Raw genomic sequence first — 24,980 nt, forward strand, 5'->3', positions numbered from 1 at the left:
GGCCGGTTCTGTTCCGCGCGGCTCCGGCCCCCGCACGCGCGCCGCCGGGGCGGCCGGGGCCCGGATCCCCCGGCGGTCCCCGCCCGCGCGTCCCCGGGTCGCGGACGCGGAGCGGCCCCGCCCGGACCGTGTCCGTGCGGGGCCGGGGGCGCCGGGGCCGTCACGGCGGACCGTGGCGGCCCCGGCCGGGAACCGTGGCGTCCGGGGCCGCTACAGGCCCCGCGCGGCCAGCCAGTCGTGCAGTGCGCGGCCCACCACGTCCACGTGCCCCTCCAGCATGGTGAAGTGGTCGCCGGGCACCCGCAGCACCTCGTGCGGGAGCGACCACGTGAAGGGCGGCACCGCGCCGCCGTCCCGGTCGATGGTGGGCTCCTCGGGACGCAGCTGGACGACGGGCGTCTCCACCGGACCGGGCAGCCAGTCACGGAACAGGCGCAGGTAGGCGCCCATGGCGCTGAGCCGGACGCCGTCCATGATGCCCAGCAGCTCCCCGCGGGCCACCACGCCCGTCTCGATGGTCGCGAGCGCGGTGTGGTCGGTGGGGTGGGGCGCGTCCATCAGGGCGAGCGTCTCCGGCGTGCGCGCCCTTCCGAGCGTCCGGAGGTGTTCGAGCCGTTCGAGGACGGCGTGCGCCACCCACCCGCCGGAGGAGCGTCCGACCAGGATGTACGGCCGGTCTCCCGCGCACTCCAGAACGGCGTCGGCGAGGACCTCGGTGACGGCGCCGATGCTGGCCGGCAGCGGCTCCCCGTCGGTGAACCCGGGCTCGGGGATCACCTCGACCTCGCGCATCCCGCGCACGCCGTTGGCGAAACGGGCGTACTCCTGGACCCCGGAGATCATGAGGATGGACGGCAGGCAGATCAGTTTCGTGCCGCTGCCCTCCTTGGACAGGCGGACTGGGCCCCGCGTCACGGGTGCGTCGTGGACGCCGGTGAAGACGGGCCTGACCTGGGACGCCGCCCACAGCAGATCGATCCCCTCGGCGATCCGCCGTTGGGCGCAGGCCTCCACGAACAGGTCCGCCAACCCGTCGAGGGCCCGTCGGGGTTCGGTCCGCGCGGGGGCGGCGCCCCTGCCGTCTCCGACCTCCTCCAGGAGGTGGACGGCCAGGGCGCGCGGTGTGGGGTGGGCGAAGGCCAGCCCGGCGGGCAGTCGCAGGCCGGTGGCGGCCGCCAGCTGGTTGCGCAGTTCGACGGCGGTGAGGGAGTCGAAGCCCACCTCCAGGAAGGGGGTGTCGGCGTCGACCGCGCCCGTGCCGGCGTGGCCCAGCACCTCGGCGGTCCGGGCCAGCACGAAGGAGAGCACCAGGTCCGTCCGCTGGTCGGCGGGGGTGCGGGCCAGGGCGCCTCGGAGGTTCCCGGCGGTCTCCGCCGCTGCCCCGGCCCGCCGCCGGGGCGGTCGGACGAGGCCGCGGAGCATGGTCGCGACCTTCCCGGTGCGAACGGCCCTGGCACGGGCGCCGGCCAGGTCCATGGGCACCGGCAGCACGTGGGGAACGCCCGTGGCGAGGGCGGCGTCGAACAGGGCGAGTCCGTGTCCGGTGTCCACCGGCCCGGCCAGGCCGAGGCGGGCGTAGCGGCTGATGTCGCCCTCGTCGAGGGCGGCGGTCGTCCTGCTGCGCTGGGCCCACATGCCCCACGACAGCGACACCGCGGGCAGCCCGTGCGCGCGGCGGTGGTGGGCGAGCATGTCGACGTAGGAGTTGGCGGCGCTGTAACCGGTCTGTCCGGGGCTGCCCAGGGTGCCGGCCACGGACGAGAACAGGACGAACGCCGACAGGTCCGAGGTGAGTTCGTGCAGGTGCCAGGCGGCGTCGACCTTGGGCCGCAGCACGTCCTCGATGCTGTCGGGGGTGGTCGAGGTGAGCAGGCCGTCGTTCAGGGCGACGGCGACGTGGACCACGGCGGTGATCCGCCGGCCGGCCAGGAGGGCGGCCAGCTGCTCCCGGTCCGAGGCGTCGCACGCGGCGAGGGTGACGTCGACGCCCTTGGCTGCCAGGGAGGCCTCCAGTTCTGCCGCGCTCTCGGCGTCGGGGCCGCTGCGGCTGACCAGGAGCAGGTCGCGGACCCCGTGGTGGTCGACCAGGTGGTGCGTGATCTCTCCGCCCAGGGTGCCGGTGGCGCCGGTGACCAGCACCGTGCCGTCACCGAAGGAGGTGGGGAGTGCCTCCCGGGCGCTGCGCGCCAGACGGGGGGTGAGGACGGCTCCGCCGCGCAGGGCGACCTGGTCGTCGTCACCGCTGAGGACGGCGGTCAGCAGCGCGGAGGCGCGTCCGGGGTCGTCGGTGTCGACGATGGAGAACCGGCCGGGGTGCTCCTGCCCGGCCGCCCGGACGAACCCCCACAGAGGCGCGTGCACCAGGTCGGGGACGTCCTCGCCGGGGCCGGTGGCGACGGCCCGGTGGGTCAGCAGGACCTGTCGCGCGTCGGCGACGCGTTCGTCGGCGAGGAGGCGCTGGGCCTGGTCGACCGCCTGTACGAGAGCGGTGCGCACGTCGTCCGGTGTCGGGGCGAGGGGCGTGGAGAGCCTCGGCAGCAGGACGCGGTCCGGGACCGGGGCTCCCGCGTCGAGCGCCCGGGTCAGGGCGTCGGCGTCGGCGTAGGAGCGGACGGTGTGCCCGGCGGCGGTGAGCGCCGTCGAGCTGTCGAGGATGTCCTCGCCCAGCACGGCCCAGACCTGGGGTTCGGCGGACGGTGAGGCGATGGTGTCGACCCATTCCACGTGGAACAGGTCGTCCGCCGGCTCGGTCGCGGCGCCCGGCCCTCCCGTGGGGGCCCGCAGGGTGAGGGAGTCCACGGTGGCGACGGGGGCGCCGTGGGCGTCGGCCAGGGTCATGGCGACCTCGTCGGCGCCGAGGGGCCGGACGTGGACGCGCAGGGAGGTGGCTCCCGTGGCGTGCAGGGTGACGCCGTTCCAGGAGAAGGGCAGGCGCACGCCGTCCGTGGGCATCCAGGGGGCGCAGCCGAGGGCGTGCTGGGCGGCGTCGGAGAGCGCGGGGTGCAGGCCGAAGCGCTCGGCGTCGGACCGCTGGGCCTCGGGCAGCTCGACCTCGGCGTACACCTCGTCCCCGTCGGTCCAGGCGCAGGTGAGGCCGCGGAAGGCCGGGCCGTAGTCGTAGCCGATGTCGCCGAGGCGGGTGTAGAGGTCGCCGACGGGGACCGGTTCGGCCCCGGGGGGCGGCCACGACCCGAGGTCGTCGGGGACGCGGTCGGGTTCGGGGGTGAGGGTGCCCGCGGCGTTGCGGGTCCAGGGGCGGTCCCCCAGGTCGGGGGTCCGTGATGCCGGGCGCGAGGAGACCGAGAAGGAGCGTCGGCCCCGGCCGTCGGCGGCCTCGACGAGGACCTGGAGCTGGACGGCGCCGCTCTCGGGCAGGAGGAGGGGCGCCTGGACGACGATCTCCTCCACATGGGGGCTGCCGAGGCGGTCGCCCGCGTTGAGGGCGAGTTCGAGGAACGCCGTGCCGGGCAGGAGGACGCTGTCCCCGGCGGCGTGGTCGAGCAGCCAGGGGTGGGTGGTGCGGGAGACCCGGCCCGTGAAGAGGGTGCTCCCGGTGTCGGCCAGGGACAGCGCGGCGCCGAGGAGGGGGTGCTGCTCCGGCTCCAGCCCGGCGGAGGCGACGTCGCCGCGCGAGCGGTCGCCGGTCATCCACAGGCGCTGTCGTTGGAAGGGGTAGGTCGGCAGCTCCACCACCCGCGCCCCCCGCCCGAACACCGACGACCACTCCACCCGCGCGCCGTACGCGAACGCCTGCGCCAGAGAAGCCAGGAACCGCTCCCCGCCCCCCTCATCACGACGCAGCGTGCCCACCACCACCGCGTCCGACCGACCCGCCGCCTCCGCCGTCTCCTGCACAGCGGCACCCAGCACCGGATGCGGACTCGCCTCCACGAACAGGTCGTGCCCGTCCGCCAGCAGACTCTCCGTCACCCTGCCGAACAACACCGGCTCGGCCAGATTCCGGAACCAGTACCCCGCGTCCAACTCCCCCGCGACCACCGGACGACCCGTCACCGCCGAGTAGAACGGGATCTCCGGACGCCGCGAGACCACCCCCGCCAACGCCGACGCCAACGACCCCCGCAAACGCTCCACATGCGGGGTGTGAGAGGCATAGTCCACCGCGATCCGACGAACACGCACCCCCGACTCCTCGTACTCCTTCAGGAGGTGGGCGACCGCCTCGGGGGCTCCCGAGACGACCGTGGAGGAGGGGCTGTTCACGACCGCCACGTACACGTCCGCGTCGCGCTCCGCGAGGTCGGCGCGGACACGCTCCTCCGGCAGCGCCACCGAGGCCATGACCCCGGTCCCGGACAGCTCCAGGAGGGCCCGGCTGCGCAGCGCCGCCACCCTCGCCCCGTCCTCCAACGACAGCGCACCCGACACACACGCCGCCGCCACCTCCCCCTGCGAATGCCCCACCACCGCAGCCGGACGCAGACCGTGCGAGAGCCACAGCTGCGCCAGGGCGACCATCACCGCCCACAACACCGGCTGCACCACGTCCACACGCTCCAACGAAGGCGCACCCTCCTCCCCCCGCAACACCGAGACCAGCGACCAGTCGACGTAGGGAGCGAGCGCCCGCTCACACTCCGCGATCCGCTCCGCGAACACCGGTGAGGAATCCAACAACTCCACCGCCATCCCCTCCCACTGACCACCCTGACCGGGGAAGACCAGCACGGGCCTGCGATCCGACGCGCGTCCGCGAACCGTGCCGACCGCGTTCACGCCCTCAGCTAGTTCACCGAGGCGTGCCAGGAGGGTGTCGCGGCCGGTCCCGACCACGGCGGCCCGGTACTCGAAGGCCGTGCGGGTGGTCGCCAGCGACCACCCCACGTCCACCGGGTCCAGACCGGGATCCGCCCCGACCCGGTCGCGCAGACGGGCGAGGGAGTCGTCGAGCGCCTCCCGGCTGTGGGCCGAGACCACCCAGGGCACCGGCCCCGCGGCTCCGGCCGCGCTCCGCGCCCCCGGGTCGCGGGAGGGGCCGGTGAGGACGGCGCCCTCCCGTTCCGGGGCGGGAACGGCCTCGTCGGGAGCCTGCTCCAGGACGAGGTGGGCGTTGGTCCCGCTGGCGCCGAACGCGGACACGCCCACACGGCGGGGGCGGCCGGTCTCCGGCCACGGCCGCGCCTCGGTGAGGAGCTCCACGGCGCCGGAGGACCAGTCCACGAACGGTGTGGGCTCGGCGACGTGGAGCGTCCGCGGCAGGATCCCCTCGCGCATGGCCAGGATCGACTTGATGACCCCGGAGACCCCGGCGGCCGCCCCGGTGTGCCCGATGTTGGTCTTGAGCGACCCGAGCCACAGGGGTTCCCCGGTCCGGTCGCGCCCGTAGGTGGCGAGCAGGGCGTTGGCCTCGATGGGGTCGCCGAGCCGGGTGCCGGTGCCGTGGGCCTCCACGGCGTCGACGTCGGCCGGGGTGAGCCGGGCGTCGGCGAGGGCCTGGCGGATCACCCGCTCCTGGGAGGGGCCGCTGGGCGCGGTCAGGCCGCTGGAGGCGCCGTCCTGGTTGACCGCGCCGCCCCGGATCACCGCCAGCACCCGGTGCCCGTTGCGCCGCGCGTCCGACAGGCGCTCCAGGACGAGCATGCCGGCTGCCTCGCCCCAGCCGGTGCCGTCGGCGTCGGCGGAGAACGCCTTGCAGCGGCCGTCCGCGGACAGCACGCCGTGGCCCGTGAAGGACACCCACGCGGAGGTGTCGGTGTGGGCGGTGACACCTCCGGCCAGGGCGAGGGAGGACTCGCCCGAGCGCAGGGAGCGCACGGCCATGGCGATCGACACGAGGGAGGACGAGCAGGCGGTGTCCACCGTGATCGCGGGGCCCTCGAGCCCCAGGGTGTAGGACACCCGGCCCGCGGCGACGGCGGTCATGCCGCCGGTCAGGCGGTACCCCACCAGTTCGGCCGGGGACTCCTGGACCGGTGGCCCGTAGGTCTGGCCGACCATGCCGACGAACACGCCCGCGGGGGTGGAGTGCAGGGACCCGGGGGTGATGCCCGCGTGTTCGAGGGCCTCCCACGCCGTCTCCATGACGAGGCGGTGCTGGGGGTCCATGGCCATGGCCTCGCGGGGGTTGATCCCGAAGAAGGCGGGGTCGAAGTCCCCCGCGCCCTCCAGGAAGCTCGCGGAGCGGACGTAGGTCCGGCCGAGACCGTCCGGGTCGGGGTTGAACAGGCCCTCCAGGTCCCAGCCGCGATCGGTGGGGAACCCGCCCCTGGTCTCGCGCCCCTCGACGAGCAGGTCCCACAGCCCTTCGGGGGTGTCGGCCCCGGGGAAGCGGCAGCCGATCCCGACCACCGCGACGGGCTCGTGGTCGCGCTCCTCCAGCTCCTCGACACGGGTGCGTGCCTGTCGCAGGTCGACGGCCATCTTCTTGACCAGGTCGCGGAACTTGTTCTCGTTCGTCATCCGTGCTGCTCTCGTGTGCGTTCCGGTCAGGAGGGTCCGCGGGTCAGGAGATCCCGAACTCCTGGTCGATCAGCTCCAGGAGCTGGTCGTCGGTGGCCTCGTCGTACTCGGTCCCGGGCTCGGAGTCGTCGAGGCGGCGCAGGAGGCCGCGCAGTCGGTCGCCGAGCTCCTTCCTGGTCCCGTCGTCCACCGCCGATGCGGCCAGGGCCGTTTCGAGCCTGTCCAGTTCGTCCAGGACGGGCAGCGGGGCCCGGTCGGCGGCGGAGGCCTCCGCGAGGCGGTCGGCCACGTGGCGGGTGAGGGCGAGCGCCGTGGGGTGGTCCAGTGCCACGGTGACGGGCAGGTCCAGGCCGGTCGCCTCGTTGAGCCGGTTCCGCAGCTGGACGGCGCCGAGCGAGGTACCGCCCGCGTCGAGGAAGCCGCGGCCGAGGTCGACGTCCTCCGCTCGCGGGTGGCCGAGGACGGCGGCGGTCTCCGCGCGGACCAGGGTGAGGACGGCCTCCTCCCGTTCGGCCGCCGAGAGCCCCGGCGGAAGCCGCCAGTCGCCTCGTGCGGCGGTGCCGCCGGACGGGACCGCCGCCGTCCCGGCGGGTTCGGGGGCGGGCGCGGCGGGCGCGGCGGACGCGGGCGAGCGCCAGTAGCGCTGTCGTTGGAAGGGGTAGGTCGGCAGCTCCACCACCCGCGCCCCCCGCCCGAACACCGACGACCACTCCACCCGCGCGCCGTACGCGAACGCCTGCGCCAGAGAAGCCAGGAACCGCTCCCCGCCCCCCTCATCACGACGCAGCGTGCCCACCACCACCGCGTCCGACCGACCCGCCGCCTCCGCCGTCTCCTGCACAGCGGCACCCAGCACCGGATGCGGACTCGCCTCCACGAACAGGTCGTGCCCGTCCGCCAGCAGACTCTCCGTCACCCTGCCGAACAACACCGGCTCGGCCAGATTCCGGAACCAGTACCCCGCGTCCAACTCCCCCGCGACCACCGGACGACCCGTCACCGCCGAGTAGAACGGGATCTCCGGACGCCGCGAGACCACCCCCGCCAACGCCGACGCCAACGACCCCCGCAAACGCTCCACATGCGGGGTGTGAGAGGCATAGTCCACCGCGATCCGACGAACACGCACCCCCGACTCCTCATAGTCCTTGGCCAGGCGGACCACCGCCTCCGTCTCACCGGCGATCACGGTCGAGGAGGGGCTGTTGACCACGGCCACGTGCAGGCGTCCGTCCCAGGCGTCCAGGTCCTCGCGGACCCGGGCCTCGGGAAGGGCGACGGCGACCATGGCGCCGGTCCCGGACAGCTCCAGGAGGGCCCGGCTGCGCAGCGCCGCCACCCTCGCCCCGTCCTCCAGCGACAGCGCACCCGACACACACGCCGCCGCCACCTCCCCCTGCGAATGCCCCACCACCGCAGCCGGACGCAGACCGTGCGAGAGCCACAGCTCCGCCAGGGCGACCATCACCGCCCACAACACCGGCTGCACCACGTCCACACGCTCCAACGAAGGCGCACCCTCCTCCCCCCGCAACACCGAGACCAGCGACCACTCCACATACGGCGCCAACGCCCGCTCACACTCCGCGATCCGCTCCGCGAACACCGCGGAAGACCCCAGCAGCTCCACCGCCATCCCCTCCCACTGACCACCCTGACCAGGGAAGACGAGGACGGGCATCCGGTCGGGGGCAGCTCGCCCCGTCACCACGGCAGGGGTGGGACGCCCCTCGGCGAGGGCCCGGAGCCCGTCGAGGAGGTCGGCACGGCCGTCGCCCAGCACCACGGCCCTGTCGTCGAAGGCCGTGCGGGTGGTCGCCAGCGACCACCCCACGTCCACCGGGTCCAGACCGGGATCCGCACCGACCCGGTCGCGCAGACGGGCGGCCTGGTCGGCCAGTGCCGCGCCGCCGCGCGCCGACAGGGGCCAGAGCACGGGGCCGCGGACGCGCTCCGCCCCTCCGGGGCCGCTTTCCGCGGCCGGACGGGCGGCCTGGTCCGCACCTGCGCGCACGGGGGCGTCCTGGGCGCCGGGCTCGGAAGCGCCGGACCGCTCCTCCGTGGGCGCCTGCTCCAGGACGAGGTGGGCGTTGGTGCCGCTCATCCCGAAGGAGGAGACCGCCGCGCGCCGGGGGCGGCCGGTCTCCGGCCACGGCCGCGCCTCGGTGAGGAGCTCCACGGCGCCGGAGGACCAGTCCACGTGCGGGGTGGGCTCGTCGGCGTGGAGCGTCCGCGGCAGCACCCCGTGGCGCAGCGCGAGGACGAGCTTGATGAGCCCGGCGATCCCTGCGGCCGCCTGGGGGTGGCCGAGGTTGGACTTGAGCGAGCCCAGCCACAGGGGGTGATCGCCCGCCCGGCCCGGACCGTAGGCGGAGATCAGCGCCTGCGCCTCGATGGGGTCGCCGAGCGCGGTCCCGGTCCCGTGGGCCTCGACGAGGTCGACGTCGGCCGGGGTGAGCCTGGCGTCCTCCAGCGCGCGGGCGATGACCCGCTCCTGGGAGGGGCCGTTGGGCGCGGTCAGGCCGTTGGAGGCGCCGTCCTGGTTGACCGCACCGCCCCGGATCACCGCCAGCACCCGGTGCCCGTTGCGCCGCGCGTCCGACAGGCGCTCCAGCGCGACCATTCCGGCCCCCTCCGAGAAGCCCGCGCCGTCGGCCCCGGCCCCGAAGGCCTTGCAGCGGCCGTCGGAGGCGAGGCCCCTGAGGTGGGTGAACTCGGTCAGGACGCCGGGGGTGGCCATCACCGTCGCCCCGCCGGCGAGTGCGAGTGAGCATTCATCGGCACGCAGCGCCCGCACGGCCAGATGCACGGCCACCAGAGAGGAGGAGCAGGCGGTGTCCACCGTGACGGCGGGGCCGGTCAGGCCCAGGACGTAGGACAGCCGGCCGGAGGCGACGCTGTTGGTGGTGCCGGTGATCGCGAACCCGTCGCCGGGCGCCTCGGTCAGCCGGGGCCCGTACTCCTGCGCGATGGCCCCGACCCACACGCCGGCGTCTCCGCCGGCCAGGGTCTGCGGCGGGATCCCCGCGTTCTCGACGGCCTCCCAGGCCACTTCGAGGAGGAGCCGCTGCTGGGGGTCCATCGCCTCGGCCTCCTTCGGGGAGATCCCGAAGAAGGCGGGGTCGAAGGCGGCCGGGTCGTCGAGGAACGCGCCCTGCGCCATGGCCGACCCGCCCTCCTCCCCGTCCTTGCCCAGGAGGGCGTCCAGGTCCCAGCCCCGGTCGGAGGGCAGGGGGCCCAGTGCCTCGCCGCCGCGCTCCAGCAGGTCCCACAGGGCTTCGGGGGTGTCTATCCCCCCGGGGAGACGGCAGCCCATACCGACGATCGCGATCGGCTCCGGCGCGCGGTCGAGTTCCTCGCGCAGTCGCTCGTTCTTCTTGAGCGCGGCGCGCAGGGCCGCGACGAGCTTGCTGTCCTGATCGTTACTGATAGCCATCAACCGTCTCCTGTTCACCCTCGGGCGCGGTGTCGTCGGCTGCCAGGGCGAGCCCCAGCAGGTCCTCCACGTCCATGTCGTCGATGTCGCTGGCGCCGGGGCCGTCGGTCTCCTTCTCGGTCTCCCCGGTACGGGCCGGTTCCGGCGCCGCCGGCTCGTCGGGGAACAGCCTTCCGGCGATGAGCCGGGCCAGTGCGCGGGGGGTCGGGTGGTCGAACACGGCGGTCGCGGGCAGGCGGAGGCCGGAGAGGGCGCCGAGCCGGTTGCGCAGTTCGACCCCGGTCAGCGAGTCCAGTCCGAGCTCCCGGAAGGGGCGGTCCGCCGGAACACCTGACGCCCCCTCCTGTTCCGCCCGCCCGAGCACGACGGCCGTGTGCGTGCGGACCTCGGCGAGCAGCGCCCGCTCACGCTCGGGCCCGCTCAGGTCCGCGAACCGCTCGGCCCCCAGGGGGGCCTCCCCGGTCCGCTCGGCGCCGCCCACGGCGTCCCGCCGGTCGGCGAGTCCGCCCAGGACCTGGAGCACGGGGCCGTTCTCCAGGTCGAGCAGGGCGGGGACGACGTTCTCGTGCCCCAGGTACAGGGCCCGGTCCATCGCGGCCAGGGCGCGGTCGGTCGGCATCGGCAGCAGGCCGTTCCGGCCGAGGGTGTCCAGGTCGCCGCCGTCCAGGTGGCCGGTCATCCCGCTCGCCTCGCCCCACAGCCCCCAGGCCAGGGACGTGGCGGGGAGCCCGCGTTCGCGCCGGTGGTGCGCCAGGGCGTCGCAGAAGACGTTGGCCGCGGCGTAGTTGGCCTGGCCGGGGCTGCCCAGGGTGCCCGTCACCGAGGAGAAGAGGACGAACGCGCCCAGGTCCAGGTCGGCGGTGAGCTCGTGCAGGTTCCAGGCGGCGTCGACCTTGGGCCGCAGGACCGTCTCCAGCTGGTCGGGCCCGAGGGAGAGCACGGTGGCGTCGTCGAGCACACCGGCGGTGTGCACGACGGCGCTCAGCGGGCGGTCGCCGGGCAGGCCGTCGAGCAGCCGGGCCAGGGAGTCGCGGTCGGCCGTGTCGCAGGCGTGGACGCCCACGCGCGCGCCGAGCCCGCGCAGTTCGCCGGTCCGCGCGTCCTGCCCGTCGGCGGCGGCGCCGCTGCGGCTGACCAGGGTCAGGTCGCGCACGCCGTACCGGGTGACCAGGTGGCGGGCCACCTGGTGGCCGAGGGTCCCGGTGCCGCCGGTGACCAGCACGGTGCCCTCCTGGGGGAAGGGCGCCGGCACGCTCAGGACGATCTTGCCGACGTTCTCGCCGCGTTCCAGGACGCCGAACGCCTCCTTGGCGTCCCGGACGTCCCGGACGGTCATCGGCAGGGGCGTGAGGGCCCCGGACGAGAAGAGCTCCATGATCCGTTCGAGCATCTGTCCGATCCGTGCCGGATCCACGTCGGGCAGGAGGAAGGACTGGTAGCCGCGCCCCGGGTGGGCGGCGGAGACCGCCTCGTCGGTGCGGATGTCGGTCCGACCCATTTCCACGAAGCGGCCGCCGGCCCCCGAGGTTCCGCCGGGCGTGGCCAGGAGCCTCAGCGAGGCGTCGACGAACTCACCGGTGAGCGAGTTCAGGACCACGTCCATGCCGCGCCCGCCGTTGGCGGCGCGCAGGGAGGACTCGAAGTCGAGGGTGCGTGAGGAGGCCAGGTGCTTCTTCTCCAGGCCGAAGTCCTCCAGGACCGGCCACTTGTGGGGGCTGGCGGTGGCGAACACCCTGGCCCCCATGTGGCGGGCGAGCTGGACCGCCGCCAGGCCCACGCCGCCCGCGGCCGCGTGCACCAGGACGCTCTCTCCCGGGCGCACCGCCGCAAGGTCGACCAGGCCGTGGTAGGCGGTCAGGTAGACGACCGGCACGGCGGCCGCCTGCTCGAAGGACCAGCCCTCGGGGATGCGGGTGATGTGGCGGCGGTCGGCCACCGCCATCGGACCGAAGGCCCCGCCGAACATGCCCGTGACCCGGTCCCCCGGCTCCAGGTCGGTGACCCCGGGGCCGGTCTCCAGGACGATCCCCGCCCCTTCGAGCCCCATCCCGTAGTCGTCGTCGACCATGCCGAGCGCGACCACGACGTCGCGGAAGTTCACGCCGGCGGCGCGGACGGAGATGCGCACCTGTCCCTCCCCCAGCGGCGCGGCCGCCTCCGGGGCGGGCACCGGTGTGAGGGAGTCCAGCGACCCGGCCCCACGGCTGCCGAGCCGCCACAGGGCGCCGGCCGGGGAGGGCGCCCCCTCCTCCTCCGCCGGGGCGAGGCGGGGTACCAGGACCCCGCCCGACCGAAGCGCCAGCTGGGGCTCGCCCAGGTCCGCGACGGTGGCCAGCGCCCTGTGGGAGTCCTCGGAGCCGTCGGAGTCGACGATCACCAGGCGGTCGGGGTGCTCGCGCTGGGCCGAGCGCAGCAGGCCCCACGCCGGGGACGCCGCGAGGCCGCTGAGCCGGTCGTCGGGGTGGGCCACCACCGCGCGCCAGGTCACCAGCACCAGGCGGGCGTGCCCCGTGCGCTCGTCGGACAGCCACGAGCGCACCGACCCCAGGGCCGAGCGCAGCCCCTCGCGCACGGCGTCGGGGACCGATCCGTGGTCGGCGTAGACCGCGCGCGGCGGGAGTTCGGCGTAGACCACGTCGGGCACGGGACCCTCGGGGTCCAAGGCGTCCAGGGAGGCGAGACCGGTCGGGATGTCCCGCCCCGGGTCTGGCGCTTCCAGGGCCTCCCACCGCAGCCGGTACAGTCCGGGCTCCTCCGGCGACTGCGGGAGGGCGTCGGTGTCGACGGGGCGCATGACGAGCTCGTCGACGGTCAGGACGAGCGCCCCGTCACCGTCGAAGGCGGTGAGCCGGTAGCGGTCCCGGCCGAGCGTCTCCCAGCGCACCCGCAGCTCGGCGGGCGGTGCGACGGCAGAGACCGTCCGGACCCCGGTCCAGGCGAAGGGGACCAGTGGCACCCCGCCCCCGGAGGAGCCGAACAGGAGCACCGCGTGCAGGGCGGCGTCCAGCAGGGCCGGGTGGGGCCCCTCGAAGGCGCCGCGCGTGCGGCCGGGCAGGGCGACCTCGGCCAGGAGCGTCCCGTTCCGGTCGCGCCAGGCGCGGCGCAGGCCCCGGAAAGCGGGGCCGTAGGCGTAGCCGCGCCGGGCCAGGCCCTGGTACTCGGCGTCGGCGTCGAACTCCAGGGGGGAGGCGTCGGCCGTCGACCAGGCGGGCTCCGCCGCAGCGGAGCCCCTCCCCGCGGCTCCGGCGTCCCAGGCACTCGCGTCGTCCTCGGGTTCGAGCATGCCGGAGGCGTGCCGGGTCCACGCCCCGCCGCCTTCCCCGCGCGAGTGGACGCCCACCTCGCGGCGTCCCCGCCGGTCCGGTCCGCCCACGGTCACCTGCACCGCGGCCGCCCCGTCCCGGGGCAGGGCCAGGGGCGTCTCCAGGGTCAGGTCGGTGACGACCGGGCTCCCGGTGCGCGCGCCCGCGTGCAGGGCGAGCTCGGCCAGGGCCGTCCCCGGGAGGATGGTCCGCCCCAGCAGCCCGTGGTCGGCCGTCCAGGGGTGGTCGGCGGCGCCGACCTCCCCCGTGAACACGGTGGAGCCGTCGGCCAGTTCCAGCCCCTCGTCCGCGAGCAGCGCGGTACCGGTCGGGGCCGGGGCGGTGACGGGCGGCGCCCAGTGCCTGCGGCGCCGGAAGGGCAGGTCCGGCAGCAGGACGGGGGCGCCCTCGTCGGAGACCCCCTCCAGGACGAGGTGGGCGTTGGTGCCGCTGATACCGAAGGAGGACACCGCCGCGCGCCGGGGGCGGCCGGTGTCGGGCCAGGGCTCGTTCTCGGTGAGCAGGCGCACCCCGCTGCCGTCCCAGCCCACCCTGCTGGTGGGGGCGTCGGCGTGGAGGGTCCGGGGCAGGCGCCCGTGGCGAAGGGCCTGCACGGTCTTGATCACCCCGGCGACGCCGGCGGCGGCCTGCGCGTGCCCGATGTTGGACTTGAGCGAGCCCAGGCGCAGCGGCTCGGCGCCGTCGCCCCTGCCACGGCCGTACACGGAGATGAGCGCCCTGGCCTCGATCGGGTCGCCGAGCCGGGTACCGGTGCCGTGGGCCTCCACGGCGTCCACCTCGCCGGCCTCCAGCCCGGAGGCGGCCAGGGCCCGCTCGATGACGTCCTCCTGTGCCTTGCCGTTGGGGGCGGTGAGCCCGTTGCTCGCGCCGTCGGAGTTGACCGCGCTGCCGCGGAGCAGGGCCAGGACGGGCCGTCCGGCCCGCCTCGCCCGGGAGGCGCGCTCCAGGAGGAGCATCCCGGCGCCCTCCGCCCACGCGGTTCCGTCCGCGTCGTCGGAGAAGGCCTTGCACCGGCCGTCGGCGGACAGCCCGCGCTGGGCGGAGAACTCCAGGAACATGCCGGGCGAGGACATCACGGTGACGCCGCCGGCGAGCGCCATCGCGCACTCGCCCCTGCGGATCGCCTCCGCCGCCTGGTGGAGGGCCACCAGGGAGGAGGAGCAGGCGGTGTCGATGGTGAGCGCCGGGCCCCTCAGCCCGAGCACGTAGGCGACGCGCCCGGAGGCCACGCTCATCGTCGAACCGGTGAGCCGGTACCCGGCGTCGCCCTGCCCCGCGGGGTCGGACAGCCGGGGGCCGTAGTCGCCGGGCATCGCGCCGACGAACACGCCGACCTGCTCCCCGCGCAGGTCGTCGGTGGAGAGCCCGGCGCGCTGGACCGCCTCCCAGGAGGTCTCCAGGAGCAGCCGCTGCTGGGGGTCCATGGCGTCGGCCTCGCGCGGGGAGATCCCGAAGAAGTCGGCGTCGAACATGTCGGCGTCGTACAGGAACCCGCCCCTGCGGGTGTAGGTGCGTCCGGGGGTCCCGGGTTCGGGGTCGTAGAGGGCGTCCAGGTCCCAGAACCGGTTGTCGGGGAAGTCACCGACGGCGTCCACGCCCTCTTCGACCAGGCGCCACAGCTCCTCCGGCGAGGACGCACCGCCCGGCAGGCGGCAGGCCATGGCCGTGATGGCGATGGGGTCGTCCGCGGCGGGCTCCCGGACGGGCCGGGCCCCGGCGGACTCCGGCCGACGGCCCGTCGCGGCCGGCCGTCCGGCCTCGGCCTCCCCCTCCGCGGTGATCTCGTCGCCGCCCAGTTCGCCGGTGAGGAAGTCCGCCAGCCCGGCCGGGGTGGGCACCTCGAACAGGAGGGTGTCGTCCAGCCGGACGCCGGTGGCCCCCTGGACCGCGTCCCGCAGTTCGAGCGTCATGACGGAGTCGAAGCCCAGATCCCGGAACGCCCGGTGCTCGTCCCCCGGGTCGAGCGCGTCGCGGTCCAGGACGCGTGCCGTGCACGCGTACACCAGGCCGGCGACCGTCTCCGTGCGGGGTGCTCCGGCCCCGCCCTCCCCGGCGGCCGGCTGCGGCGGGGCCCAGCTCACCGAGCCCTCGTGGCGGAGCCCGTCCGCCCCCTCCGGCCAGAAGGCCCTGCGCTGGAACTGGTAGGTGGGAAGGTCCGTGCGGCGCGCGCCGGTGCCCTCGAACAGCACGGGCCAGTCGATGTCCACGCCGGCGCTGAAGGCGCGGGCCGCGGCCGTGAGCAGTTGCGCCTCGTCCCCCTCGCCGCGCCGCAGGGTCTTGAGCACGTGGCCGGAGACGCCCGCGCGCTCCAGGGAGCCGCGGACTCCGTGCGCCAGCACCGGGTGCGGGCCCACCTCCAGGAAGATCCGGTGGCCGTCCGCCACCAGGGCGTCGACGGCGTCGGCGAACAGGACGGGGTTGCGCAGCCCGGAGTACCAGTACGCCGCGTCCATGGGGGTCCTGCCCAGTTCCCCGCCGGTGAGCGTGGAGTAGACGGGGATCCGCGGACGGCGCCAGCGCACCTTCCCGAGGTACTGGGTGACGCTGTCGCGGATGCGCTCCACGTGGGCGGAGTGCGACGCGTAGTCCACGTCGACCAGGGCTCCGTGTGCTCCGGCGTCCACGCAGCGCTCCACGGCCTCGCGCACCGAGTGCGGGTTCCCCGACACCACCACGGACGAGGGGCCGTTGACGGCCGCCACGTGCAGGTCGGGCAGGGAGCGGGCCAGTTTCTCCGCCTCCGGGGGGGTGACGCCCAGCGAGGCCATGGCCCCGCTGCCCGCGAGCGCGGTCAGGGCACGGCTGCGCAGCGCCACGATCCGGGCCGCCTCGTCCAGGGTGAGCGCGCCGGCCACGCACGCGGCCGCCAGCTCGCCCTGGGAGTGCCCGACCACCGCCGAGGGCTGCACACCGAGGGACTCCCACACCCGGGCGAGGGAGACCATGACCGCCCACAGCACCGGCTGGACGACGTCCGCCCCCGCCTGGCCGCCGGTCAGGGGCGGGGCCTGCGGCTCACCGCGCAGGACGGAGGTGAGCGCCCAGTCCACGTAGGGCTCCAGCGCGCGTTCGCACTCGGCGACGCTGCGGGTGAACTCCTCGGCCATCGCCCCCTCCCCGTCGAGCAGGTCGCGGCCCATGCCGAGCCACTGCCCGCCCTGACCGGGGAAGACGAGGACCGGTCCGGGTCCGCCCACGACGGCGGGGCCCTCGGGGCGCACGGACTCCAGCTCCCTGGTCCCGCCCTCTCCCGCGGCGAAGACCACGGCGCGGTGCTCGAACACGTCCCTGGTGGTGGCCAGGGAGAGGCCGACGTCGCGGGCCCGGACGCCGGGGTTGGCGGACACGTAGGCGTGCAGGGCCGAGGCCTGGGCGCGCAGCGCCTCCTCGGAGCGTCCCGTCAGCACCCACGGGACGGGGTCCAGGGTGCGCGACGCGGGCGTCTCGGCGGTGGCTCGGCCGGCGACGGGGGCGGGGCCGAGGACCAGGTGGCAGTTGGCGCCGCCCATGCCGAAGGAGGACACCCCCGCAAGGGGGGCGTGGCTCGGCCAGGGCTCGCGGCGGGTCTGCACCGCCAGGCCCAGGGCGTCGAGGTCGATGGCGGGGTGGGGCTCGCTGAAGTTCAGGGTCGGGGGGATCTGCTGGTGCTCCAGGCCGAGGGCGGTCTTGATCAGCCCGACGATGCCCGAGGCGCCCTCCAGGTGGCCCACGTTGGTCTTGGCCGAGCCCACCCGCAGCGGTTCCTCCCGGCCCTCGGCGAACACCTCGCCGAGGGCTGCGGCCTCAACGGGGTCGCCCGCCGGGGTGCCGGTGCCGTGCAGTTCGACGTAGGCGACCTGGCCGGGCTCCTTGCCCGCGTTGGCGTAGGCCGCACGGGCCACGTCGGCCTGGCCCTCGACCGTGGGCCTGGTGAGGTACTCGGTGGCGCCGGAGTGGTTGACCGCCCCGCCGTGGATGACGGCGTGGACGCGGTCGCCCTCCGCCAGCGCACGGCCCAGTGGTTTGAGCACGACGACGGCGCCGCCCTCGCCGCGCACGTAGCCGTCGGCCCGGGAGTCGAAGGTGTGGCTGCGGGCGCTGGGCGACAGCCCCCCGAAGCGGGCGACGCGCTCGGTGCTCTCGGGGACCAGGATCAGGTTGACGCCGCCGGCCAGGGCGAGGTCGGACTCGCCCCGGCGCAGGCTCTCGACCGCCAGGTGCACGCTGACCAGGGCGGAGGACTGTCCGGAGTCCACGGTGAGGCTGGGGCCGCGCAGTCCCAGGAAGTGGGAGAGCCGGTTCGCGATCATGCCCCGGTTGGTGCCGGTCAGGGTGTGGTGGGTGATGGCTTCGGAGCCGCCGCGGTCGTGGAGGAGCGCGTAGTCGGAGTTGATCGCGCCGGCGAACACGCCCACGCGGGCGTCGCGCAGCGCTCCGGGGGCCGTCCGGGACCGCTCCACCGCTTCCCAGCCCAGTTCGAGCATGAGCCGTTGCTGGGGGTCCATGGCCAGGGCCTCGCGTGGCGAGATGCCGAAGAACCCGGCGTCGAAGCACTCCGCGTCGTGGAGGTAGCCCCCCCAGTGCGGTCCGCGCTCCGCGGAGCCCCCGCCCAGGCGCTCGGGGGGCGGCGAGATCGCCTCCCGCCCCTCGCTCAGCATCCTCCAGAACGCCTCCGGCGTGCCGGCGCCCGGCAGGCGGCAGGATATCCCCACGATGGCGATGGGCTCCCAGGAACTATTGGTCAGGGTTCCTGCAGGTCCGCCACTCACGTTCGCTGCCCTTCACTCTCGACTGTCCTCGATGTTCCGGACACCGCCGAGGGCCGGTGCCCTGCCCGTGCAAATGCACGCCGTGAACACTGGACCGGGGCGGTATTCACACACTGGGGAGTACCGAGCCCCGGAGCTTCTGAGGACCACAAGAACTACCCCAGGAAACACCATTCGGGGTCAAACGGGATCCAACTCGCTAGAGCGTAACCCCTGATTAGGAGCACTGACAATAGAGGGTTCCCTTTCGGACAGATAATTTCGGTCAGGAGAGTAAACGATTAATGGCGAAGCAACAATTCATCCCGTCACCCCGCCTCAGCCGTGGGACACCCCGTGTGATACGCGAAAAGGCCCGGCGCCCGAGAGGCGCCGGGCCTGAAGCACCGGACGTGGGCCGGGATCAGCCGGCGTGCCGGGCCCGGACCTCGCTGATGTACCTCTCGGCGACCACGGGATCGAACATCCACGTCTTGTAGTCCGACGGGCAGTCCCATCCCTGAATCCACCGATCGGCGATCTCGGGAAACTCGGATGCCGCGTTCATGACGTTCATGATGTGCTCTGGCAGCGCCTGCTCGACCATCGAGGAGGCGAACTCGGCCCACTCCTGGTTGTCCTGTCCGAATTCCCAGAAGCGGTCGAAGGCTGTGATCATGAACTCTTCGTCGAACACCTGGTCACCGCGTTCGATGATGCTCTCCAGGTAGGCCTCGGCACACCGTGTGGAGTTGTTCCAGCTCTGTCCCACGAACGGGTCCATGGTCACCACCACGTCGGCCATGCCGATGACCTTGCCGCCGGACGGCAGGGTCCCCACCGGGTTGCGCACCTGCGGGGTGAGGTCTTCGACGAGGGTGCTGCGGCCGTCCATCAGGACGGCGTCCTTGGCTCGCTCGAAGAACTCGGGGGCGTACTTGCGCATGAGGTCCTTCATGCGCCGCAGCTGCTCCTCGGGGCCCGGCCGGTCCGGCCAGGCGTCCATCGGACCGCCCTTCTTGTCCACCAGGAGGATGTTGTGGGCGGGCCCCTCCTGGGTGAGCATCGGGAGCAGGAGGATGTTCCCGGCCTCCTCCGTCACCCCGAACCAGCCGATGTTAGCCGAGTCCCCCGTGTCCGGGGGCCACAGGTCGTAGACGTAGGCCTGGGCGAGAGCCCTGGGCCGCGTCCCGCTGAAGCGGCTGTCGTCGTAGTCGAAGAGCTGGCCCAGCTCCCCGTGGCCGACCGCGACGACGATCAGGTCGAACATCCGGGAGAAGTAGTCCAGGTCGGTCACCGTGACGCCGTGGATCACGACCTTGCCGCCCCGGTCCTCGAAGGACTCCAGCCAGTCGGCCATCTTCACCCGGCGGTCGACCGACACCGAGTAGCCGTTGCCGGGGTCGGAGCGCCCCTTCACGGCCATCACGGGCTGCCCCTCCCTGTACACGGCCAGCTTCTGTTCGCGGATCTGCGGTGAGAGCGCGCTCCAGAAGTCGAGGTCGAACTTGCGCTCGCACTCCAGGGCCGTGGGGAAGGTGAACTGGGAGATGGAGGGTTTGCCGGTCCTGATCTCCAGCGAGGACTGCCCCGTGATCACCGTGACGTCGTAGCCGTGGTTCAGGAGACCGTGAGCCAGGTGCAGGCCGGCGTGACCCGCGCCGACGATAAGGATCTTGCGCATGTTCGCTAACTTTCCTGGGGAATCTACGGGGCCGTGGGGAGGCCGAGGCCTCCCCACCCGTCAGGCGACGGGCTCGCTGGTGCGGTTGTGCTCCAGGGCGTACCTGAGAAGTGCCTTGAGCACATCGCCCCCGGACAGGCGGTTGCGGGCGTCGAAGTCGATGATCGGCACCTCGGGACTGACTGTGAAGATGTGTGGTGGCTTCTCCGGTAGGTCTGACTCACGGACTGACCGACACCGACAGGTTGTCCTTCAGGGGATTCGTCGGCCTGCCCGGGGAAGCCACCGCACGCGACCGGACGGGCGACCGTGACCTCATAGGAGCTTGGTCGAAAAGCCCCGCCACAGTCTTGTCCGCCCGCCCGGCCGGCGCGTGCCACCCACCGGGATCAGCGACAGGACGGCAGGTACCAGCATGACCGATCAGCCCCTCGTTGTCACAGCGGGCGTGGACACCCACGGCCACACCCACCACGCCGCCGTGATCGACCCCTTGGGCCGCCACCTGGCCGACCGTGAGTTCCCCGCCACCGGCACCGGCTACCGCCACCTGTCGTCCTGGCTGTCCTCCCACGGCACCGTGGCCGCGGTCGGGGTCGAGGGCACCGGCGCCTACGGCGCCGAGCTCTCCCGTCACCTGGCCCGCCAGGGCCTGAGAGTGGTGGAGGTGGACCGCCCCGACCGCAAAACGCGGCGGATGAAGGGCAAGTCCGACCCCATCGACGCCTACGCCGCCGCCACCGCGGTGGCCTCCGGTCGGGCCTGCGGCACCCCCAAGACCCGTGACGGCGTCGTCGAGGCCGTCCGCTCCCTGCGGGTGGTGCGCCGCTCGGCGGTCAAGGCCCGCACCCAGGCGATCAACCAGGCCCGCCAACTGGTCATCACCTCCCCTGAACAGGTGCGCGCGGGGCTGCGCGGGCTCTCGGCCAAGGTGCTGGCCACCACGTGCGCGCGACTGCGGCCCGGTGCGGATCTGGCCGACCCCGCCCAGGCGGTCAAGTTCGCGCTGCGCCGTCTGGGCAGGCGGATCATCGCTCTGGAGGAGGAGCTCGCCGGTCTGGACGCCGAGCTCGGGGCCCTGACCCGTCGGGCGGCCCCGGAGCTGCTGGAGTTGAAGGGGGTGGGGCCGGACGTGGCCGGGCAGCTGTTGGCCACGGCCGGGGACAACCCCGGCCGGTTGGCCTCGGAAGCGGCGTTCGCGCACCTGTGCGGGGTCGCGCCGGTGCCGGCCTCGTCCGGGCGGCGGGACCGGCACCGGCTCAACCGGGGCGGTGACCGGGCCGCCAACCACGCCCTGCACACCATCGTGCTGGTACGGATGCGCTGGGACGGGCGCACCCGCGCCTACGTCGAGCGGCGCACCGGGCAGGGCCTGTCGAAGAAGGACATCATGCGCTGTCTCAAACGCCATGTGGCCCGGGAGGTCTACCGCGTGCTGACGCGGTCGGTGCGTGACACGGCCACCAACCGAAGTCCCATCGACAGCGGCCTCGCTCAAGCTGCTTGACATCCATAGGAGCATCCTCCAGGGCCTCGCGGACCTGCTCGGAGGTGTAGTCGAGGTGGCCCTCGAACTTGTTCAGCGCCACGATGTAGGGGATGCGCTTGTTCGTCTCGAAGTAGTCGACGGCGTCGAAGGAGTCCGCGAGCCTTCGGCAGTCGACCACGACGACGGCGCCCACGGCGCCGCGGACGAGGTCGTCCCACATGAACCAGAACCGGGCCTGGCCCGGGGTTCCGAACATGTACATGACCAGCTCGTCGTCGATGGTGATGCGGCCGAAGTCCATCGCGACGGTGGTGGTCGTCTTGTCGGGGGTGACCGAGGTGTCGTCGTGTCCGACGCTCGCCTCGGTCATGATCGCCTCTGTCGTGACCGGGGGAATCTCCGACACCGAGCGCACCAAGGTCGTCTTGCCGGCGCCGAAGCCACCGGCGATGACGATCTTGCTCGACATCTTCTTGCGATTCGACCGCTTGTCACTGGAAAAGTCGTTCGAGACCACGAAGAGCCCTCTCCAGAACCTGGTTTTCCGATGGACTGCTGCCGGTGATGGTCGGGTGGATGTACACGAGGTCCTGCTCGGCCAGGTCGCTGACCAGTACCTGTGTGACGCCCAGGGGGATGTTCAGCTCGGCCGACACCTCGGCGAGCGACCGGGTCTCCCGGCACAGTTTGTAGATGTTGATCGACTCCGGCATGAGGGTGCCAGGAGGTTCCTGCCCGGGCTCGGACGTCGAGACCAGGGTCTGCACCATCAGCGGATGCCGTGACCGCGTCCGCCCACCGGTGAAGGTGAACGGGCGGACACGGTTACTCCTTCGCCTGCGGAAGCTCATAGCCGCAGCAACCTCATTCCTGCCGAACCGTCACGGGTCACCCTCGTCAGTTCTGGATGACTTCGCGCAGCTGCGAGCGCAGCTGCGGCGTGAGAACGTGGGCCACGTTCTCGACCAGCTTGGCCATCTGGAAGCCGACGAGCTTGAGTTCCGTGCCGGGGGCGGTGAGGACCGCCATGCAGGAACCGTCGCTGATGGCCATGATGAAGAGGTGGCCGTGGTTGAAGCGCACGAGCAGCTGCTCGCACTCACCGCGCTGGAACAGTTGGGCTCCACCGACCGCGAGGCTGTGCAGACCGCTGGCGATGGCCGCGAGCTGCTCGGCGTGCTCCTCGGGGAAGTCACTGGAGTGGGTCAGGACCAGGCCGTCGGACGAGACCACCACGGCGTGCTCGACGCCCCGCACGTCCCGGACGAACCGGTCGATGAGCCACGAGAAGTTCTCCACGCTGTCGTTCACGGATTCAGTCATCGTTGTGTCCTACCTGCCTCGGCCGAGTATCGGGTTCGCTGTGTACGGAGGGTGTGCGTGCACACCGGGGGGTGCTCCTGTGAGCCCCTGGGGAACGGTGGCGTCACTTGTCGTCGCCCTCGATCTCCTCGCCCTCCAGAGCGGCGCGCTCCCCTTCGAGGAAGTCGCCGAGCTCGTCGCGGATCTGCGCGGCCCTGGCCTCCCCCGTCAGCTTGGGCGGGGTGTCGGCGCGGCCCTTGGGGGGTTCCGTGACCGTTCCGGGGCGCGGCATCCTCCGCAGGGGCGAGCCGTGCGGGGTGGCGCTGCGCCGGGGCAGTCCGGCCGCGGTGACCGAGGAGGCCGCGCCTTCCTTGGGAGCGGACGCGGGGACCCCGTTCGCGCCGGTGCCCGGGATGGGCCGGGGGGCCGCCGGGGCGATGGGGGCCGCGGGGGCCTTGACCGTCGGGATCGTGGACGTGCGCGCCTGTCCGGGCGTGCGGGGGGTGGCCACGCGCAGCAGCTCCTTGGGGATGATCGCGTAGGCGCTCACCCCGCGGAAGGACCGGGATTCGAGTCTGGTCTCCAGCCCGTGCTTGATCGCGATCCGGCTCGCGACGTAGAGGCCCATGTGGCGGGGCACCTCGTCGTCGAGGACCGGCTGACCGCCCAGGCGGGCGTTGAGCTCGGCCAGCTGGTTCTCGGGGATGCCCACGCCCTCGTCCTCGACGACGATCATGAGGCGGCCGTCGTCCATCTCCTGGCCGCTGATCACGACCTGGGAGTGCTCGGGCGAGTTGGCGGTGGCGTTGTCCAGCAGCTCGGCGAGGAGGTGGCTGATGTCGTCGGCCGCCATACCGGTGATGGAGGTCTGCGGGAGCTTGCCCAGGCGGACCCGGGGGTAGTCCTTGATCTCGGACGTGGCCGCGCGGGCGACGTCGAGCAGGGGGACGATCTCGTCGTGGGCGTCGGACTCTCCGCCGTCGTGTCCGGTGAGCACCAGGAGGTTCTCCCCGTTGCGCCGCATCCGGGTCGCGAAGTTGTCGATCTGGAAGAGCTTGTCGAGCAGGTCGGGGTCCTGGGCGTCGGTCTCCAGTTCCTCGACCATCTCCAGCAGCGCGTCCACGAGCGAGAGGTCGCGCATCGCCAGGCCGGCGAGCGCCTCGTTGAGGAGGGTGCCCTGCTTGCCGCGCAGCGCGGCGATCTCCTCGACGAGCGCGGCCCGCTCGGGGAGGTCGCTGGGGACCTCCGACTGTGCCGGGGCCCGCTCCTCCTCGGGGGCGGCGGCCGTGCCGGGCTCGGGGGCCTCGACCGGGGCGGCCGGGGCCCCGGTGACGGCCTTGGGCTCGGGCTCCGCGGCGACCGCGGGGGCGGGCGCGGCCTCCTCCACGGCCCTGGCCCGCTCGGCCGCCCTGTCCTCCCGCACCTCTTCGGCGGTGGTGCGCCCGGCGTGCTCGGCCAGCAGCGCGCCGGCGGACTCGGTGGTGATCACCTGCGGCTGCTGCCCGGCGGCGAGCACGATGACGTGCTGGACGGGCTGGCCGTAGGGGTTGTACTGCCCCGGGTAGAAGACCGGCTGGCCGTGGAGCACGTAGCCGGGCGGCTGGAAGGGCATCGGGTAGGGGCTCGGGTAGGCGACCACGGGCTGCTGCGGGTACGGCGCCGGGTAGGGCGCGTGCTGCGGCGGCATGGGCTGGCCCTGCGGCGGCGCGTAGGCGCCGTACTGCGGGGGCGGCGGGGGCGCGTAGGCGTCCTGCCGGTGCGCCGGGTAGCCGGCGGGGGCCTGCGGGTGGGGCTGGTACTGCTCGTGCCCGGCGTAGCGCGGCGGCTCGTAGGGGTTGCCGTACTGGCCGCCCCGGGGGGCCTCGCCCTGGTACTGGCCGGCCTGCGGGGCCGGGCCCTGGTGGCGTCCGTCGCCCTGGTAGGGCGCCGCGTACCGGCCGTCGGGGGGCTGCGGGGCCTGGCTCCGGTCGCCCGGGTACTGCTGGCCCGCGCGCGGCGCGTCGCCGTACCGCTGCTCGGAGTAGCGCTCCTGGACGGGCGGCTCGTGCGAGGTGCTCGGCTGCTGGTAGGGGGACGGCGCCTGCGCCTCGGGGCGCTCCGGCTGCGGGGCCTGGGGCCGCTCCGCCCGGGGCTCGCCCGAACCGGCGGAGGGCTGCTGGGGCCGGTCGGCGGGCCGCTGCCACGCCTCCTGGCTCTGCTGAGCCGCCTGGCTCAGCTGCGCCGCCTGGGGGGTGCCCGTGCGGGGCTCGGGCCACCTGGCCTCGGAGGCGGGTGCCTCCTGGCGCTGGGGCTCGGGGGCCGGTGTGTGCGTCGCAGGGGCCTCGGGCCGCTCTGCGCGCTCTGGCGAGGAGGAGGTGTCGGTCATGGTGTCCGTCGTGGCGGGGATGTGCGGGCTGCGCGGTTCGGGCTCGTCGAGCCCGACGCCGCGCCACTGCGTGATCGGGGTGGCGCCGGTGTCGACGTCGTCGACGTTGCTCACCCGCCGGCTCGTGTAGGGGTTGGGAGCGCTCGCCCTGGATGCGGGGCGGTATCCGTTCTCGGCCGATCCCGAGAAGGGCCCGGTGGCGGCGGTGTCTGTCACGGGCGGGAGGGTGTCGCC

At 73.9% G+C, this 24,980-nt stretch carries 9 protein-coding genes and 1 pseudogene; 1 reads left to right on the top strand and 9 read right to left on the bottom strand.

Translation table 11 applies throughout. From position 1 onward, the window contains the following. Positions 1-210: 210 nt before the first annotated feature. From OUQ99_RS24685 to OUQ99_RS24705, 5 genes and pseudogenes are all read right to left on the bottom strand, one after another. Positions 211-6,420 carry a type I polyketide synthase gene (locus OUQ99_RS24685; protein WP_267946176.1) on the bottom strand — a complete coding sequence of 2,070 codons (6,210 nt, stop codon included), beginning with the start codon at positions 6,418-6,420 and terminating at the stop codon, positions 211-213. A 43-nt stretch (positions 6,421-6,463) separates the two neighbouring features. Further along, positions 6,464-9,856: a type I polyketide synthase gene (locus tag OUQ99_RS24690; protein ID WP_267946177.1), complete on the bottom strand. Its 3,393-nt coding sequence runs from the start codon at positions 9,854-9,856 to the stop codon at positions 6,464-6,466. Continuing rightward, positions 9,843-17,927 (bottom strand): type I polyketide synthase, encoded by an 8,085-nt coding sequence (locus OUQ99_RS24695; protein ID WP_267946178.1) that lies wholly within the window; start codon positions 17,925-17,927, stop codon positions 9,843-9,845. Before OUQ99_RS24695 ends, OUQ99_RS24690 begins: the two co-directional genes overlap by 14 nt. Positions 17,928-18,330: 403 nt before the next feature. Further along, entirely contained in the window at positions 18,331-19,590 is a 1,260-nt protein-coding gene (locus tag OUQ99_RS24700) for a styrene monooxygenase/indole monooxygenase family protein (protein ID WP_267946179.1), read from the bottom strand. 60 nt (positions 19,591-19,650) lie between these two features. Further along, positions 19,651-19,773, bottom strand: a pseudogene (locus OUQ99_RS24705) (ATP-binding protein); the annotation flags it as partial. Positions 19,774-20,005: 232 nt separating this feature from the next. Between OUQ99_RS24705 and OUQ99_RS24710 the strand changes: the two are divergent. After that, positions 20,006-21,097 carry an IS110 family transposase gene (locus OUQ99_RS24710; RefSeq protein ID WP_267946180.1) on the top strand — a complete coding sequence of 364 codons (1,092 nt, stop codon included), beginning with the start codon at positions 20,006-20,008 and terminating at the stop codon, positions 21,095-21,097. Here OUQ99_RS24710 and OUQ99_RS24715 read toward each other — a convergent pair. The 4 genes from OUQ99_RS24715 to OUQ99_RS24730 form a co-directional block, all read right to left on the bottom strand. Next, positions 20,991-21,548 carry a GTP-binding protein gene (locus tag OUQ99_RS24715; RefSeq protein WP_267946181.1) on the bottom strand — a complete coding sequence of 186 codons (558 nt, stop codon included), beginning with the start codon at positions 21,546-21,548 and terminating at the stop codon, positions 20,991-20,993. The two genes, OUQ99_RS24710 and OUQ99_RS24715, sit on opposite strands and share 107 nt — an antisense overlap. Positions 21,549-21,570: 22 nt before the next feature. Next, positions 21,571-21,930, bottom strand: a complete 360-nt coding sequence (locus OUQ99_RS24720) for a DUF742 domain-containing protein (RefSeq protein WP_082768466.1) — start codon at positions 21,928-21,930, stop codon at positions 21,571-21,573. Between the two features lie 46 nt (positions 21,931-21,976). After that, positions 21,977-22,402: a roadblock/LC7 domain-containing protein gene (locus OUQ99_RS24725; protein WP_267946182.1), complete on the bottom strand. Its 426-nt coding sequence runs from the start codon at positions 22,400-22,402 to the stop codon at positions 21,977-21,979. Between the two features lie 103 nt (positions 22,403-22,505). Then, entirely contained in the window at positions 22,506-24,962 is a 2,457-nt protein-coding gene (locus tag OUQ99_RS24730; protein ID WP_346660216.1) for a sensor histidine kinase, read from the bottom strand. Positions 24,963-24,980: the final 18 nt, after the last annotated feature.

The sequence above is a fragment of the Streptomonospora nanhaiensis genome, from assembly GCF_026642255.1.
In the GTDB taxonomy this organism is placed as follows: domain Bacteria; phylum Actinomycetota; class Actinomycetes; order Streptosporangiales; family Streptosporangiaceae; genus Nocardiopsis; species Nocardiopsis tropica.